Source organism: Brevibacillus aydinogluensis (assembly GCF_961514395.1).
Taxonomy (GTDB): Bacteria; Bacillota; Bacilli; order Brevibacillales; family Brevibacillaceae; genus Brevibacillus; species Brevibacillus aydinogluensis.
Map to the genome: position 1 here is coordinate 3,329,483 of NZ_OY569118.1, position 14,390 is coordinate 3,343,872.

At 54.7% G+C, this 14,390-nt stretch carries 13 protein-coding genes and 1 pseudogene; 2 read left to right on the top strand and 12 right to left on the bottom strand.

What is annotated here, in order from left to right; translation table 11 throughout:
• Nucleotides 1–5 precede the first annotated feature (5 nt).
• Nucleotides 6–323: a hypothetical protein gene (locus Q7F15_RS16410; RefSeq protein WP_304414683.1), complete on the top strand. Its 318-nt coding sequence runs from the start codon at nucleotides 6–8 to the stop codon at nucleotides 321–323.
• On the opposite strand, the gene Q7F15_RS16415 is transcribed toward Q7F15_RS16410, so the two are convergent.
• The 9 genes from Q7F15_RS16415 to rnhA form a co-directional block, all read right to left on the bottom strand.
• Nucleotides 320–1,450, bottom strand: a complete 1,131-nt coding sequence (locus Q7F15_RS16415) for an HNH endonuclease (protein WP_304414684.1) — start codon at nucleotides 1,448–1,450, stop codon at nucleotides 320–322. The two genes, Q7F15_RS16410 and Q7F15_RS16415, sit on opposite strands and share 4 nt — an antisense overlap.
• A 100-nt stretch (nucleotides 1,451–1,550) precedes the next feature.
• Nucleotides 1,551–2,585 (bottom strand): sporulation protein YhbH, encoded by a 1,035-nt coding sequence (yhbH, locus tag Q7F15_RS16420; RefSeq protein ID WP_304414685.1) that lies wholly within the window; start codon nucleotides 2,583–2,585, stop codon nucleotides 1,551–1,553.
• Nucleotides 2,586–2,664: 79 nt separating this feature from the next.
• On the bottom strand, nucleotides 2,665–4,563 hold the full coding sequence (locus Q7F15_RS16425) for a PrkA family serine protein kinase (protein WP_212133190.1): 1,899 nt from the start codon (nucleotides 4,561–4,563) through the stop codon (nucleotides 2,665–2,667).
• Nucleotides 4,564–5,151: 588 nt separating this feature from the next.
• Complete coding sequence (locus tag Q7F15_RS16430) at nucleotides 5,152–5,877, bottom strand: HAD family hydrolase (protein ID WP_171566574.1); 726 nt, start codon at nucleotides 5,875–5,877, stop codon at nucleotides 5,152–5,154.
• 119 nt (nucleotides 5,878–5,996) lie between these two features.
• Nucleotides 5,997–6,467, bottom strand: a complete 471-nt coding sequence (trmL, locus tag Q7F15_RS16435) for a tRNA (uridine(34)/cytosine(34)/5-carboxymethylaminomethyluridine(34)-2'-O)-methyltransferase TrmL (protein ID WP_171566573.1) — start codon at nucleotides 6,465–6,467, stop codon at nucleotides 5,997–5,999.
• Between the two features lie 176 nt (nucleotides 6,468–6,643).
• Nucleotides 6,644–7,666, bottom strand: coding sequence for an amidase domain-containing protein (locus Q7F15_RS16440; RefSeq protein ID WP_249179141.1), 1,023 nt, complete (start codon nucleotides 7,664–7,666; stop codon nucleotides 6,644–6,646).
• Nucleotides 7,667–8,099: 433 nt separating this feature from the next.
• Nucleotides 8,100–8,651, bottom strand: coding sequence for a methylated-DNA--[protein]-cysteine S-methyltransferase (locus Q7F15_RS16445; RefSeq protein WP_171566572.1), 552 nt, complete (start codon nucleotides 8,649–8,651; stop codon nucleotides 8,100–8,102).
• Between the two features lie 38 nt (nucleotides 8,652–8,689).
• A complete protein-coding gene (gene queG / locus Q7F15_RS16450) occupies nucleotides 8,690–9,895 on the bottom strand; it encodes a tRNA epoxyqueuosine(34) reductase QueG (RefSeq protein ID WP_171566571.1) in 1,206 nt (401 codons plus the stop codon).
• A complete protein-coding gene (rnhA, locus tag Q7F15_RS16455; protein WP_171566570.1) occupies nucleotides 9,892–10,326 on the bottom strand; it encodes a ribonuclease HI in 435 nt (144 codons plus the stop codon). Before rnhA ends, queG begins: the two co-directional genes overlap by 4 nt.
• Nucleotides 10,327–10,540: 214 nt before the next feature.
• Between rnhA and Q7F15_RS16460 the strand changes: the two genes are divergently transcribed.
• Complete coding sequence (locus Q7F15_RS16460) at nucleotides 10,541–11,212, top strand: B3/B4 domain-containing protein (RefSeq protein ID WP_171566569.1); 672 nt, start codon at nucleotides 10,541–10,543, stop codon at nucleotides 11,210–11,212.
• Between the two features lie 39 nt (nucleotides 11,213–11,251).
• Here Q7F15_RS16460 and Q7F15_RS16465 read toward each other — a convergent pair whose 3' ends face one another.
• The 3 genes and pseudogenes from Q7F15_RS16465 to Q7F15_RS16470 all read right to left on the bottom strand — a co-directional run bounded on the left by Q7F15_RS16465 (nucleotide 11,252) and on the right by Q7F15_RS16470 (nucleotide 14,387).
• Complete coding sequence (locus tag Q7F15_RS16465) at nucleotides 11,252–12,595, bottom strand: purine/pyrimidine permease (protein ID WP_171566568.1); 1,344 nt, start codon at nucleotides 12,593–12,595, stop codon at nucleotides 11,252–11,254.
• A 260-nt stretch (nucleotides 12,596–12,855) separates the two neighbouring features.
• A pseudogene (locus Q7F15_RS20650) lies at nucleotides 12,856–13,017 on the bottom strand (Rrf2 family transcriptional regulator); the annotation flags it as partial.
• Nucleotides 13,018–13,112: 95 nt separating this feature from the next.
• The gene (locus tag Q7F15_RS16470) at nucleotides 13,113–14,387 is read right to left on the bottom strand and encodes a molybdopterin molybdotransferase MoeA (RefSeq protein ID WP_230077813.1); all 1,275 of its coding nucleotides are present in this window, start codon (nucleotides 14,385–14,387) and stop codon (nucleotides 13,113–13,115) included.
• Nucleotides 14,388–14,390: the final 3 nt, after the last annotated feature.

The following is a 14,390-nucleotide window of genomic DNA, read 5'->3' on the forward strand; positions in this document are numbered from 1 at the left end:
TTGAGATGTTAGAGAAAAAAATATACAGTGAAGAAGTGTTCCTTCAGCGGCACAAGAGTATTTCCGATAAAATCAAAGAAACTGAGGCTGCCATGTCTCGTCTTCAAAATGAGATTGAAGAAGAGCTACGCCGAAGAAAGCATCAGCAAACGATTGTTCCCAAAGTACGAGCTGTTTTGGATAGCTATAATAGTCTGGATGATGCTGAACAAAAAAATCACCTTCTCAAATCGGTCATTGAGAAGGTGCTGTTCATTCGAAAGAAAGAATGGACAAAAAAAGATCAGTTTGAAATTGAGGTTATCCCACGGTTTCCGATTTAAAATGGAGCCGTGGGCTCAAAGCCAAATAATTTCTGAAATTCCTCATCGTTTATATCCTCCATATCTAATGGTGAATTTTCGCCAAGAGTTGCTAAACCTGTTGCAATCGCTAACGCTGTGCATCTAATGTGGACACCATAATCATCGTTTGTAATCTCTCGAACTCTCGCAAATACCGTTACATTCCGCTTTCCAGCTAAATTGGCCTTTGCTGATGCAGAATTACAGTACCACTTGTCAATGGAAAAACTTACTTTGATCCCTTTTGCTTTTCTATAAACAAGGCATTCGTTATTCTCCCTTTTTCGATTATTTTTAAAATAAAAAGCTCCCTTTATCATTACAAAATCATTAACATTAACCATCGTTGTGATTTTGCTTTTTGTCCATAGGTCGTTCAGTTGTTTGAAATTGGTCTTTGAGATCAGGTTTGTTACTACCCATTTTAAAAATAAATATATGTAATTACCTTCAAAAAAATCAATCCAGTAAGAATAATTCTTCGGTTGTGGCCAATTGTTAAATAAAAATCTCCCATTTATATCCATCAATCTATTTGCAACCAAGTAATTAAAATAATCGCACTCATATATTTTAATTTTACATGCATCGATTAGTTCAACTAACCGAGTCAAGTTAAAGTAATCCCAAAAAATTGTATCTGTATTGATTAGCTGATGAACAGATTCACGATCGTATTTTCTTACTTCTTCTAGCCATCTTTTTTTTGCATCTCTAAGTCTTTGTGCCGTTAAGTTTAAACTATTTTCGTGTGACGTATGTGCTTCATCATGACATTCGACACAAAGAACAATCAAATTATCTTCATCATGGGACTTGCTAACATGCCATGGCTCGATGTGATGAATGATATATGGCCTCCCGTGTTCCCTACACACACAGCAAGTGTATCTCGATTCCCATAAAACTTTATTTAGCACAGGCTCGGGAATTGGAGGACGTTTAGAGTGAATTTTTCTTATCACATCATCTCCCAAACCCAACTTTTTTAATTCATCTTTTGATGACTGCATGAGTTTACCCATCGTAAAATTTTGATTCCAAAGAAGATGAGCTGTTTTTATATCAATGCCCCTTGCGATCATAGCATAAATCGTCCGATTCACCTTTCTTATCCTCCATTCCTTATGAATATTCCCAATAATATTATAACAGGGGCAACAAAAATAAAGACCCCATATGAATGGGGTACAATAAATGTATATATCATAAAGAATTATACTGATTCACTTCTCCATATCCAAACATGTTGCAGCGTTCCATCAATTCCTTGACCAGCTTGACGCATCGCTCGTTGTCGGACGTCAGATTGTCGCCGTCTGAGAAGTGGAAGGGATAGATGTTGTACTGGGACGAAGGATAGCGGCTGTCGATGATCTCCAATGCCTTCTTGTAGGCGGAGGAGCAGATCGTGCCGCCGCTCTCTCCTTTTGAAAAAAAGACCTCCTCCGGCACTTCCTTGGCTTCGGTATGATGAGCGATAAAGACCATTTCCACCTTTTCGTACTTGGTGCGAAGAAAACGCACCATCCAGAAGAAAAAGCTGCGGGCGATGTACTTTTCAAACACGCCCATCGAGCCGGAAGTGTCCATCATGGCGATGATGACGGCGTTGGAATGCGGCTTGACGATCTCCTCCCACGTCTTGAAGCGCAGGTCATCGTCGCTGATGCCCAACTCCAGGTCGTTGTAACCGGCCAGGGCATTGCGGCGGATGGCGGCGAGCAGCGTCCGTCTTTTGTCGATGTTGCCCATCAACCCTTTTTTGCGGACGTCGTTGAAACGCGTCTCCTCCACGATGATCCTGTCCTCGTCCTTTTGCTGGAGGTTGGGCAGCTCCAACTCGGCAAACAGCATCTCTTCCAGCTCTTCGACAGTAATCTCCGCTTCAAAATAATCGACACCCGGCAGATCGCCCGCTCCCTGTCCCTTGCCAGGGCCCTGGGCAGCGTCCCCGTCTTTGGCGATGACGTCGCCCACTTTGCTGTCTCCTTTGCCCTGACCGCCGTGCTTTCCCTTGTGAAAGTTAAAGCGGAGCCGGTACTCATCCAGGGAACGGATCGGGATTTTGATCACTTCCCGCCCGTTGGACATGATGATGTTTTCCTCACTGACCAGATCGGGCAGGTTTTTTTTGATCGCTTCCTTCACTTTTTCCTGATGCCGGTTCTGATCCTGGTATCCTTTGCGGTGCAGCGACCAGTCTTCCCGGGAGACGACGAACGGTGACGAATCTTCCATACAGACTCCCCCTCCTGCTGGCGCATCTTCGGCGAATGGGCTTCCCTGGCAAGCCAGCTCCGGGTGCCCCGCGAGCACGTTATCTGTTCAGCAGACTGCCGACATACCGGAGAAGCTCATTGGCGCACACAGGGCAGTAGCGGTGTTCATCGATCAGCCGTCTGGTCACCTCGTTGATTTTTTTCAACTGGTGTTCGTCCGGTGTTTTGTTGGAGGTGGTAATTTTTACCACATCTTTCAAATCGGCGAACAGCTTCTTCTCAATCGCTTCCCGCAAGCGATCGTGCGTGCTGTAGTCAAAACGCTTCCCTTTGCGTGCGTAAGCCGAAATGCGAATCAGGATTTCTTCGCGGAACGCCCGCTTGGCGTTTTCTGAGATGCCGATCTGCTCCTCAATGGAGCGCATCAGGCGCTCATCCGGGTCCATCTCTTCGCCGGTAACGGGGTCCCTTATTTTATTCATATTGCAATACGCTTCCACATTGTCCAGGTAGTTGTCCATGAGCGTTTTCGCCGATTCTTCGTAGCTGTAGACAAACGCTTTCTGCACTTCCTTTTTGGCCAGTTCATCGTACTCCTTGCGGGCCATGGAAATGAAGTTGAGATATTTCTCACGTTGTTCCTTGGTGATGGAGGGGTGTTGGTCAAACCCGTCCTTCAGCGCACGCAGGATGTCAAGCGCGTTGATGCATTCCGTGTCCCGGCGAATCAATGCGCTGGAGATCCGGTTGATCACATAGCGCGGGTCGATCCCGGACATCCCTTCGTCCGGATATTCGTTCCGCAATTCCTCCAGATCGGAGCCTTTGAATCCTTCCACCGACTCTCCGTCGTACAGGCGCATCTTTTTCAGCAGATCAGCGCCCTGTTTTTTCGACTCCTTCAGCCGCGTGAGGATGGAAAAGATGGCGGCGGCCCGGAGCGCGTGCGGCGCGATATGGACGTGGCCGAGATCAGACTGCTTGATCAGCTTGGCGTAGATCTTTTCCTCGTCGCTGACGCGCAGGTTGTACGGAATCGGCATGACGATGATCCGCGACTGCAGCGCCTCGTTTTTCTTGTTGGCGATAAACGCCTTGTACTCCGCCTCGTTGGTGTGGGCGATAATCAGTTCGTCTGCGGAAATCAGGGCGAAACGGCCGGCCTTGAAGTTGCCCTCCTGGGTAAGCGAGAGCAGGTGCCAGAGAAACTTTTCGTCGCATTTCAGCATTTCCTGGAATTCCATCAAGCCGCGGTTCGCCTTGTTCAGCTCCCCGTCAAAGCGGTATGCCCGCGGGTCCGACTCGGAGCCGTATTTGGTGATCGTGGAAAAGTCGATACTCCCGGTCAGGTCCGCGATGTCCTGAGATTTCGGGTCGGACGGACTGAACGTGCCGATGCCGACGCGATCGGCTTCGGAAAAGAGGATACGGCGAACGGGAAAATCCTCAATGCGCCCGCCGTATTCCGTCTCCAGCCGCATGCGGTTGTACGGGGTCAGTTCCCCTTCAATTTTGATTCCCAGTTCTTCCTCAATCTCCGGCCGCAGTTCGCGAGGGATCAGGTGGAGCGGTTCCTCGTGCATCGGGCAGCCGTCCAGCGCGTACACAGCGCCCTCATCGGTGCGGGTGTACTCCTCCAATCCGCGTTTCAGCAGCGTCACGATGGTGGATTTCCCCCCGCTGACGGGTCCCATCAGGAGCAGAATCCGTTTGCGTACATCCAGGCGGCGGGCAGCAGAGTGAAAATACTCTTCCACCAGCCGCTCGATCGCCCGATCCAGTCCGAAGATCTCCCGACTAAAAAACTTGTACGAGCGGGTGCCGTCTTCGTTTTCTTCGACTCCTGCTGCTTTAATCATGTTGTAGACCCGCGCATGTGCGGTTTGGACGATCTTCGGATTTTTCCGTACCATCTCCAAATATTCGGCAAATGTGCCTCTCCACATCAGTTTTTCTTCACGGGCCCTGTGCTCGGCGATGCGCTTTAAAATGTCCATGCTCGTCTCTCCTCCTTCATAAGCCCCTCTCTCTTCGCGAACAACAGTGTACTTTCATGTATATGTCCGACTGGGGCCACGCATGCGCATGGTCCCGTTCCATCGGAGCAGGATGCACAATCCTTTTCATATGTGTATGCACAATGACAACACATGTTTCAGCCCTCCCGTGACAAAACTGGCCCTGCCCGGTTCACTGTCAGCCGGCGAAACATTCATGAAAATGACAGAAACGGCAAAGCGTAACTCTCTTGCAAACAGGGCAAGCTACGCTATAATGGGAGTAGTTTGGAAATACGAAAGGAGCAGTCCAACATGGGTACGTTTATCGTAGGGTTGGTCTTTGCCGCTTTCCTGTTCTTCATTCTCACGGCGGGATACAACGAGGACAAAACCTGGAATCTGTAGGACCGGGCCGAATCGTCGGCTTTCCTTTTGCCATCGCTCCCAGGAAAAAAAGCAGGCTGCCTGAATTGGGCAACCTGCTTTTTTTTGCTTCGCACTCGCGGGTGTCGGCTTGTTTTTTGGCAAAAAAAGACCGTCGCTGCATCACAGTGACGGTCGGCTGTATTCGTGTGATTCCCCGTCTCAGCGGGCAAACACACCTGTCCGTTGGGAAATGGCGGCGTAGAGTTCTTCCAAGGTGCCCCGCTGATCGACCGGATACTGCGGTTCGCCGCGGTCTTCCAGCCAGTTGGTGACCAGAAACGTCTTCATCCCCAGCGTACCGGCAACCATGTCTTCCTGCATGTGGTTGCCGACCATTACGCATTCTGTCGGCTGCACGCCGAGCTGTTGGCAAATCTCGGCGAAGTAGGCGGGATTGGGCTTGGTGAAGTGGGATTCCTCGTACACCGTGACCAGCTCAAAGTCATGCGGCGCCAGCTCGATCCAGGCCAGCCGGTGATGAATGGCGGCGCGAGGAAAGACCGGATTGGTGGCGACGGCGACGCGGAATCCTTGCCGCTTGGCTTCCGCCACGATCCGTTTCGCCCACGGCGACGGGTAGGTCATGTGGGAAAGCTTGGGAAAAACATCCCGGTAAAACGCGTCAAACACCGGCCACAGTTCGTCCTTGTCCCACTGGCCGTGTCTGCTGAAATACTCGACAAACACCTGCTCGTTGGTCTTGTCCGGCTCCTGATTGGCAATCATCGCCTTGGTCGCGTCCCAGATCAGCGCGAGCATTTTTTCGGCGTCATAGCGGTCACCGACGTAGCGGCCCAGCTCCTTCAGATAGCCTTTGACAAACGGCTCCGTCTGCATCTCCAACAGCGTGCCGTCCAGGTCAAACAAAATGGTGGTCACCGTCATCGTATCGTTCTCCTTTTTCTTGTCGCACGGTTGGGCGGCGCGATGATGTGCTTCCTGCTGTCCGGTCCGCCTCCTTTTCGTCACCGCATCGAGCAAGATGGTCGTGTTCGGCTTGTCCGTTACGAGAGCCCGGGGAAGCCCAACTGCCTGAGCCCTTCAAACAGGACGATGGCGGCGCAGTTGGACAAATTGATGGAGCGGGTGGCGCCGCTCATCGGAATGCGGATCGTCTGTTCCCGGTACCGATCAGTCAGCTCGGTCGGCAGACCGGTGGTCTCTTTGCCGAGGATGATGTAATCGCCGTCGCGGAAGGAAACCTCCGTGTACAGCTTTTCTCCCCACGTTTCCACGAAGTAAAAGGTGCCGGCATTCTCTCCCTGTGCCTCGACAAAGTGCTCAAAGCTGTCGTAGTGATGAACCTTTACCGCGTGCCAGTAATCAAGGCCGGCCCGTTTCAGGTAGCGGTCGTCCGTGGAAAATCCCAGCGGATGTATCAGATGCAGATGAGCCCCCGTCGCCGCACAGGAACGGGCTATATTGCCCGTGTTGGCGGGAATGAGCGGCTCGTGCAGGACAATGTGCAGTGGCATGTCAACAAACTCCTTGTCAACCGAACTTTCAAACATCCTATATTATACCGAATCCCCCATGGAGATGACCACCTTCCGAGGTGCAGGCCCCCCTCCCCGCTCTCACCCCGACGCTCACGTTGGCTGCATCCAGACAGCAAGAGGCGGTTCCTCCCATAGAGGCCGCCTCTGTTGACTCACATGCCCTGAATGTGAAAAAACGCGTAGCGGATATTTGGAGTGTAGGCCGTCGAATCCCGATAGTTCCAGTAGCGCATCCGGCTGTTGGTCGTATGGGCGTTGACCAATGGCATGTGGTTGGCGTCCTTGGCCACGACGATCGTGGTGTGCTGGAACCGTCCGTCTCCGTCAAAGTCGTAACAGATCACATCTCCTGGCACCAGCTGCTCCGGCGACCGCTTCTGCACGGCACGCATCGGCGGGCCGCCCGATTTCAGCAGCAGGTACAAGCTGTGCGCCACCGCCCAACTGTAGCTCCAACTGGCCGATTTTCCCGGCCGCATCCACCAGCCGCGCCCTTTTTCCCGGGAAAACAGCATCGGGATGCCGCCCGCATAGAGACATTGCGAGATGAAATTGGTGCAGTCGTCGGTAAAATGGGGGAATGCTGGATTGGCTGAGTTCCAGTACTGCTCGGCATAGGCGACCGCCTGATCCGCTCGGTACCCCTTTGACCCGTGAACGAGTGATGGCAGCGGCATCCCTTCCTCAGTCTCGTTCATCTCCAGCCATGCATCCGAATCGTTCAATACGGCCGTGTTCATCTCCCCGTCCGGGCTCGGCTCGATCCAATCCAGCTTCCATCCCGTTCCCTGCCTGATGACGGCCATCCGCTGCTGCCGGCGCGTCTCTTTCACAAGATCGGTGCCGTGCAGCCGGTACAGCTGCCGGACGTGCCAGGCAAATTCCACTTGTACGCGCCCGTTGGACTCCAGCCAATACAGCGGCACCACGTCGCCCTGGACAGCAGTGATTTCCGCTCCCCTGTCCAGATACTGTTCCTGTTCCCGCATCCACAGCTCCCGCTGCCGCGCCCCCGCATCGGGAACAGCCCCCAACGGCTGCAGGCGCTCCCATCGGCCGTCCACCCAGCATTGTTGTACCGCATTACAGTAGTTCTGCAGGAAGTTCAGCCAATCTTCCATCCGCCTCCTCCTTTCCCCGTTGGCCCGCGCCTGTTCGCTCACGTCAGGGTTCATGCTCCGGCGCCGGCCTCTCCCTGATGCTTATGACAGTTCGGGCCCGTTCAGAAGGACTGGGAGCATGAAAAAAGCTGCCCGGATTACCGGACAGCTCAGACTGAAGACAAACGGTTCATTGAGTTAGCGTCCACAAAAAATGATTTCCAGGCCGAAAGGCCTGCCTATTCATCAACCGAAGCGGAAGACAATGTGCATCGCATGGCGGGATGGGCCAAGCGAGCTCCTTTGACGACCGACTCAGCGGAAAAACGAAGACGCGGGAATCAACAGGGGACACAAGTCTCACTTCATCGAAACACCCAGATGTTTGTCCCCTGCCCGCGTCTCGTTTTGGAGCGAACTTCATCCGCTTCTGTGCTGGGCGTCAAGCGAGCGAGCGGGCCCGATCCCCATGCGCCGCGAACTTTGTCTACACGCTGAGCTGCCCGGTTTACCGGACAGCTTTTGGTGAATCGGCATGGAGAGACGCTGCATGTGCGCCTTCCAACGCCAGCAGGTGTGCCTTGATGGAGAGCCCGCCTCCGTATCCGACGAGCGCTCCGTTGGAACCGATGACGCGATGGCAGGGAACGACGATGGGGATGGGATTGCGGTTGTTCGCCCCGCCGATGGCCCGGACTGCTTTTGCTGCACCGATGGACAGCGCGATCTCCTTGTAGGAACGCGTCTCGCCATAGGGAATGCGGGTCAGTTCGGTCCAGACCGCTTTTTGAAACGGCGTGCCGTACATATCCAGCGGGATGTCAAACGTCTTCCGCGTACCGGCAAAATACTCCTCCAACTGCTCGCGGACAGACTGGTTTCCCTGGTCGTCCCGGCTGATGGGGACGCCCATGAAGGTCTTGCGGCACCAGCGCTGCAAGCTGGACAGAGCCTGCTCCCCGTCGCCAAATTCAATGAAGCACAGTCCGTTTTTCGTAGAAGCAATCAAAAGCGGTCCAATCGGCGAGTCCATGGTGGTGTATCCCAATACTTGTGCCATCCATCGTTCCTCCCTACCCGTTTTTTATGTGAATGGTTCTACGCGTGTGCCCCCTTGCCGCTCCTCACGTCGTGCGATTTGGCTGCTCCGGATGCACCGTGCTGGCGCAATAGGGCAAATCCTTTCTCCACTTCGGCCAGCACCTCCGGCGATGACTCCCGCTCCCGGGCCGCCGCAAGCGCCGCTTCCGCCTCTTCGCCACCGATCTTGCCCAACGCCCAGGCGGCCGTTCCCCGAATGACGGGGCGGGGATCCTCTTCGAGCAGCCGGATCAAGTCGGGAACAGCGGAGCGGTCGTGAAAATGGGCCAGTGCCAGAATGGCGTTTCGCTGAATCGGCTTTTTTCCGCGCCATGCCGCAGAGGAAGCGCCGAACGTCTGCTTGAATTCCTTGTTGCTCATGTGAAGCAGCGGACGCAAGAGCGGCTTGGCCACTTCCGGATCGGGCCGGAATTCCGCGTGATGGGCGAAGTGCTTGCCGCGGTTTTTGGGGCAAACCATCTGACAAGTGTCGCAGCCGTACAGCCGGTTGCCGATCTTCGCCCTGTACTGGTCGGGAATGAAATCTTTTACCTGTGTTAAAAAAGCTACGCACTTCTGGGCGTTGAGCTGCCCTCCCTGGACCAGCGCCCCTGTCGGGCAGGCTTCCACACACAAATTGCAATCGCCGCACCCTTCCTCCACCGGCTCGTCCGGCGGCAGCGGCAGGTTGGTGATCAGTTCACCCAGGTAGACCCATGAGCCAAACTCCGGGGTAATTAGCGCGCAGTTTTTGCCTACCCATCCCAAGCCGGCCCGCTCCGCTACGGCACGGTCGGACAAGGCACCCGTATCCACCATCGATTCCACCCGGGCGCCGGGCTCCAGTTCACAGATATATCCGGCCAGCTTGTCCAATTTCTCGCGCAGGACGTGATGGTAGTCCGTTCCCCACGCCGCTCGGCAGAGGATGCCGCGATACGCGCCCGGTTCCGATTTGGGCGGGTTATCCATCTTGGAAGGATAGGCCAGCGCGATGGCAATCAGCGACCGCGCCCCATCCAGACTGAGGCCAGGATCGGTCCGCTTGTCCAGATCTGGCTCCTCAAACCCGGATTCGTAGCCTTTTTCCCGATGCTCCAGCAAACGCTCTTTCAGGGTCAAAAACGGATCGGCACTGGCAAACCCGATCTTGTCTATTCCTAACTCGCGGGCATAGGCAATAATCGCCTGCTTCGTCTGTTCCCAGTACTGCCGGTCACTCACAGCTGTTTGATCGCCCCCGTCGCCAGTTCGTCACAGCGGTTGTTCCACACGTTGTCCGCGTGACCTTTTACTTTCACGTACTGAACCTGGTGTATTTCCATCAAACGAAGCAGTTCCTTCCACAGGTCCTGGTTTTCCACCGGCTGGTTCTTGCTGTTCTTCCAACCGTTGCGCTGCCAGCCCTTGTACCATCCCTGCTGAAAGCAGTTAACCAGGTAGGCGCTGTCGCTGTACAAGGTGACCTTGCACGGCTCCTTCAGCGCGGACAGTGCCTCGATCGCCGCCTTGAGCTCCATCCGGTTGTTTGTCGTATTGGCTTCCGCACCGGACATTTCCTTTTTGTGCTCGCCGTATATCAGCACGGCACCCCAGCCGCCCGGTCCCGGATTGCCGGAGCAGGCACCGTCGGTATAAATGGTTACTTCACGCATTGTCGGGGAATCCCTCCTGTTCACTATTTATTGTACCGAAGGACAGCCGCTTCCACAAAATTTTTTGCTGCCGGGCCCGCAAGAATATGCCCCGCAGTACGGCTGTAAAAAACAAAAAGCATCCGCTATTGACGCAAAAAACCGCTTTGATATACTTCCATCGCCGTTTTTGTTATACTACCAAAAAACAGTTGAGAGACAAGGAGTGACACCGATGAAGGTACGCTTGGACTCCACAGTGGTTGAACGCCTGCCGCGTCTTTCGCTGGGCGTCATTCACTACGCCGGCGTGACCGTAAGCCCCTCTCCCAAAAAGCTGCAGGGGCGCATCAATCTGTTCGTGGAATCGCTGCGTTTGGAACGGGATCTCGCCAAACTGACCGAGATCGAAGGCGTGCGTGAATGGCGAGCCTGCTTCAAGCGACTGGGGATCGATCCCTCCCGTTACCGTCCTTCCTCGGAAGCCCTGATTCGCCGCTTGCTGCAGGGTCATCCGTTTTTCTGGATCAACGGCGCGGTCGACGTCAACAACTTCTTCTCCGTACTGCACGCCCTGCCGTACGGCATTTACGACGAAGATCACCTGCACTTTCCGGTGGTCTGCCGTCTGGGACAAGCCTCCGACGCTTACCAGGGGCTGAACGGCCGTGACATGCAGATGGAGGGAAAACTGCTGCTCGCAGATGAGCAGGGCGCATTCGGCAGTCCGATCGTCGACTCGGTGCGCACGTCCGTCACGGACAACAGCCGCAATCTGATGCAGGTGATTTTTTTCCACGAGCACGTGTCGCCAAAACAGCGGGACGAAATACTCGGTGCGACGGCCCGCATGTTTACGGAAATCAACGGTGGCGAGGCTCAGCTCTCCTATCTCGTCACTGCGTAACCTCTCCTGGGACAACATGCCAAACAAAAAGACGGTCCGTCACGCAGAGCGGCCGTCTTTTTGCAATTCTGTCGCCGGCTCCGAATCCGCCGGCCGGGGAAATACCACGTGTTCCAACAGCAGACATACCACGACGCCGAGCAAAAGCCCGTTGCCAAACAGAAAGCTCACCAGCGGGGGAAGGTGCTGCCACGCCGAAGCCGGCACAAACATGACGCCGATCCCCACCAAGAGCGAACTGCCGCCGATCGTGATGGCCCGGTCATCCAATCGGATTGACGCCAGGTCTTTGATGCCAAATCCAAGCAACTGCGTATAGGCGATAAACATGCCGGCGTAGGCGACCGGCGTCGGCAAGGCGGCCAGGAACTGGGAGACAGCTGGCAGCATGCCAATCACCATCATCCCCGCCATCGCGGCCATGAACGGCAATCGGGCCGCCATCCCCGTCGTCTGGATCACGGCCGCCGCCAACGACAGCGGAATCATGCCGACAACCCCGGCCAATCCTGACAGGATGTGAGACACCCCGGTAAACACGCCGCCCCGATTGTACTGCTGGATGGTCGGTTCCGACTGGGTTGCCTTGCCCACGACGGACAAACTGGTGACCAAATTGGTCAGCAGGACGAACCCTGTGAGCAGACTGGTCAGGATGACCCCCCAATCCCACTTGGGCTCTCCCCAGAAAAACAGGGTGGGCAGCACCACCCACTCGTCACTGGGCCGGATCGGTTCCGTCCAGCCCACCACAGCGTACAGTCCCCATCCGATCGCCATCCCCAACAGCACGGCGTAGCTGGCCAAGCGCCTGCTGCGCAGAAAGACGAGCACCAGCGCGACGATCAAGACAGACACCAGGGCCATGCCGGGATGCACTTCCTGCGCGTGCCGGTAGCCGATCCCCAGCATGCCGGTCACAATGCTGCTGCACAAGGAAATCGCCAACAGCATCATGTAGGTACCGGACACGAGCGGCGTAAACCAGCGCTGGATTTTGCCGATCCAGCCCAGCATCCCCAACAGCAAAAACAAGCCGCCGGCCAGAATCAACCCCACCTGGAACGATTGGCCGATCAGCCGCGGCCCCATTCCCACACTGGCACCAATCTGTGCCAATATGACAAAGATGCCCCACCACAATCCAGCAGGTCCATCCATCATCGGATAGCGGTGACCCAGCCACGTCTGCAGGAAAGAGGCCAAGCCGATGAAAAACATGGTCTGCTGCATCAAGTGACTGATTTCGTCCGGCTGCAATCCGTACACGTCCCCGATCACCAACGGAATGGCGACACTGCTGGAAACCGTAACAATCAGCCATTGCATGGAGGCCAAAACGGTTGTGCCCACAGGCGGCCGTTCATGCAATCCGTAACGCATCCCCAACACCCTTTCGTTGTCAATCCGCCACTGGCATACTGACCTGCTCTGTGAAGGAAAACAGAAAGCACGCCGATTCCAGCGTGCAAAATCCGATCTCGCAAAAATAATCGTAGGAACACATCAGTCGATCATGCCTTGCCTGTGACTTTTTCATCTTACCACAAGCCCGATTCATTTGGTAATCCCAACGGGTTCGGTACAAATGTGAATACACGAGGAAACTGTACGATGCTTCGTTGTGAAACGGAGCACTCTCCTCATTTGCGGGAAGCTTGTTTGCCTGCAGAAAAATAGTCCCGCGTCGCTTGGCGAACAGGTTCAGGCAAAACATGAGCAAGCTCCTGATGCAACCACGCCAACGTCTTGCCGCGTAAATACTCGCGCATCTTCTCTTCCGCTTCGAGCATCGCGAAGCCGACGCAGCGGCGGTAGCTTTTGCAAGCGAGCACTGAGTGCACAAAAACGGCGAGTCATCACGGATGTGATGGCCGCCGTTTTTGATCGTCCATCTGTTTCAGCAGTTCGGCAGGCGCAAGGCGGTAACCAGGCTGCCTTTTGTCGCACCACCTTTCCCGGGAGGAATGCAAATCAGGCAATCGGAATCTTTAATCGAGCTCATGACGCTGGATTTGTCCTGTCCAACCGGTTCTACATACACGTGACCGTCATCGGAAACGACAGTCCGGCCTCTCACATACCGCGTGTACGCATCGGGTTTCGCGTACGTCTCCGACAGTATGGCCGCAAATTCAGGCAATTGTGTTTCGCCGCACCCCTGCATTCCCAGCAGCACCGGCCGTACAAACAGATGAAAGCCGACAAAGCACGCTCCCGGATTTCCAGACAGGGCGATGCAGATTTTGCCGTCAAGAACGCCTGCAGTAGTCGGGCTTCCCGGCCTCATCGCCACTTTGTTGAATAACGTTTTCCCTTCCCACTGAAGAAACAGGTCGGCTAACACATCATAATCGCCCACGGATACGCCGCCCGTGCTGATCACGAGGTCTGCGGTGTTTACAGCTTCCGTCATCTTTATGCGGGCTTCCTCCACGTCATCGCCGATTTGCCCGAGCCATCGAGGCACGCCTCCCGCTTGTCTGACCAATCCCGCCAGCATGTGCGCATTGCTGTTGCGAATTTTTCCCGGTTGTACAGGCTCATCCACTCGCAGCAATTCCGCACCGGTAGAAAAGATGGCGACAACAGGGGAGCGGAACACCTGCACCTGGTGATACCCGTATTCCGCCAGGATTGCCATTTCGCCGGAACGAATGGTACGTCCGCGCGTTACTACCACCGCTCCTTCATGCAGCTCCGAACCGACTTCCGACACATTGGCGCCCGGCTGTATGGGTCTCGTTACAGAAAGATACGATTCCCCGTCGATCTCAAATTCTCGCGTCATTTCCAACCGGATTACCGCATCTGCCCCCTCTGACACCATCGCTCCGGTCATCGTCCTGGCAGCCGTTCCCGGCTCCAAGCGTTTTTGCGGAACAAAACCGCATGGAACGTTTTCGATCACCTTCAGACAAACGGGCTTTTCAGATGAGGCGTCCCGGATGTCGTCCGTGCGAACGGAAAATCCGTCCATGCCGGACCGGCGGAAATGCGGCAGCGGGTGTGCCGCAGCGATGTCTTCCGCCAAATACCTGCCGTAAGCCTGTTCAAGACAAACCAATTCTGTATCCAGAGGAGCAATATACGGCTCGATCATCTTCTGTGCTTCCTTTACCTGTACGGCATGTCTGCGAAACCGGTCTTGCCGTTGTTTTTGCTCGATCTTCATCTT

What these genes read in the sequence shown, in the direction of transcription:
- trmL (WP_171566573.1), bottom strand. Translation starts at nt 6,467, where the DNA reads ATGCCACTGCACATTGTCCTGCACGAGCCGCTCATTCCCGCCAACACG.
- Q7F15_RS16470 (WP_230077813.1), bottom strand. Translation starts at nt 14,387, where the DNA reads ATGAAGATCGAGCAAAAACAACGGCAAGACCGGTTTCGCAGACATGCC.
- Q7F15_RS16425 (WP_212133190.1), bottom strand. Translation starts at nt 4,563, where the DNA reads ATGGACATTTTAAAGCGCATCGCCGAGCACAGGGCCCGTGAAGAAAAA.
- Q7F15_RS16430 (WP_171566574.1), bottom strand. Translation starts at nt 5,877, where the DNA reads ATGACGGTGACCACCATTTTGTTTGACCTGGACGGCACGCTGTTGGAG.
- Q7F15_RS16440 (WP_249179141.1), bottom strand. Translation starts at nt 7,666, where the DNA reads ATGAACCCTGACGTGAGCGAACAGGCGCGGGCCAACGGGGAAAGGAGG.
- Q7F15_RS16465 (WP_171566568.1), bottom strand. Translation starts at nt 12,595, where the DNA reads ATGCGTTACGGATTGCATGAACGGCCGCCTGTGGGCACAACCGTTTTG.
- Q7F15_RS16460 (WP_171566569.1), top strand. Translation starts at nt 10,541, where the DNA reads ATGAAGGTACGCTTGGACTCCACAGTGGTTGAACGCCTGCCGCGTCTT.
- Q7F15_RS16445 (WP_171566572.1), bottom strand. Translation starts at nt 8,651, where the DNA reads ATGGCACAAGTATTGGGATACACCACCATGGACTCGCCGATTGGACCG.
- yhbH (WP_304414685.1), bottom strand. Translation starts at nt 2,585, where the DNA reads ATGGAAGATTCGTCACCGTTCGTCGTCTCCCGGGAAGACTGGTCGCTG.
- Q7F15_RS16410 (WP_304414683.1), top strand. Translation starts at nt 6, where the DNA reads ATGTTAGAGAAAAAAATATACAGTGAAGAAGTGTTCCTTCAGCGGCAC.
- rnhA (WP_171566570.1), bottom strand. Translation starts at nt 10,326, where the DNA reads ATGCGTGAAGTAACCATTTATACCGACGGTGCCTGCTCCGGCAATCCG.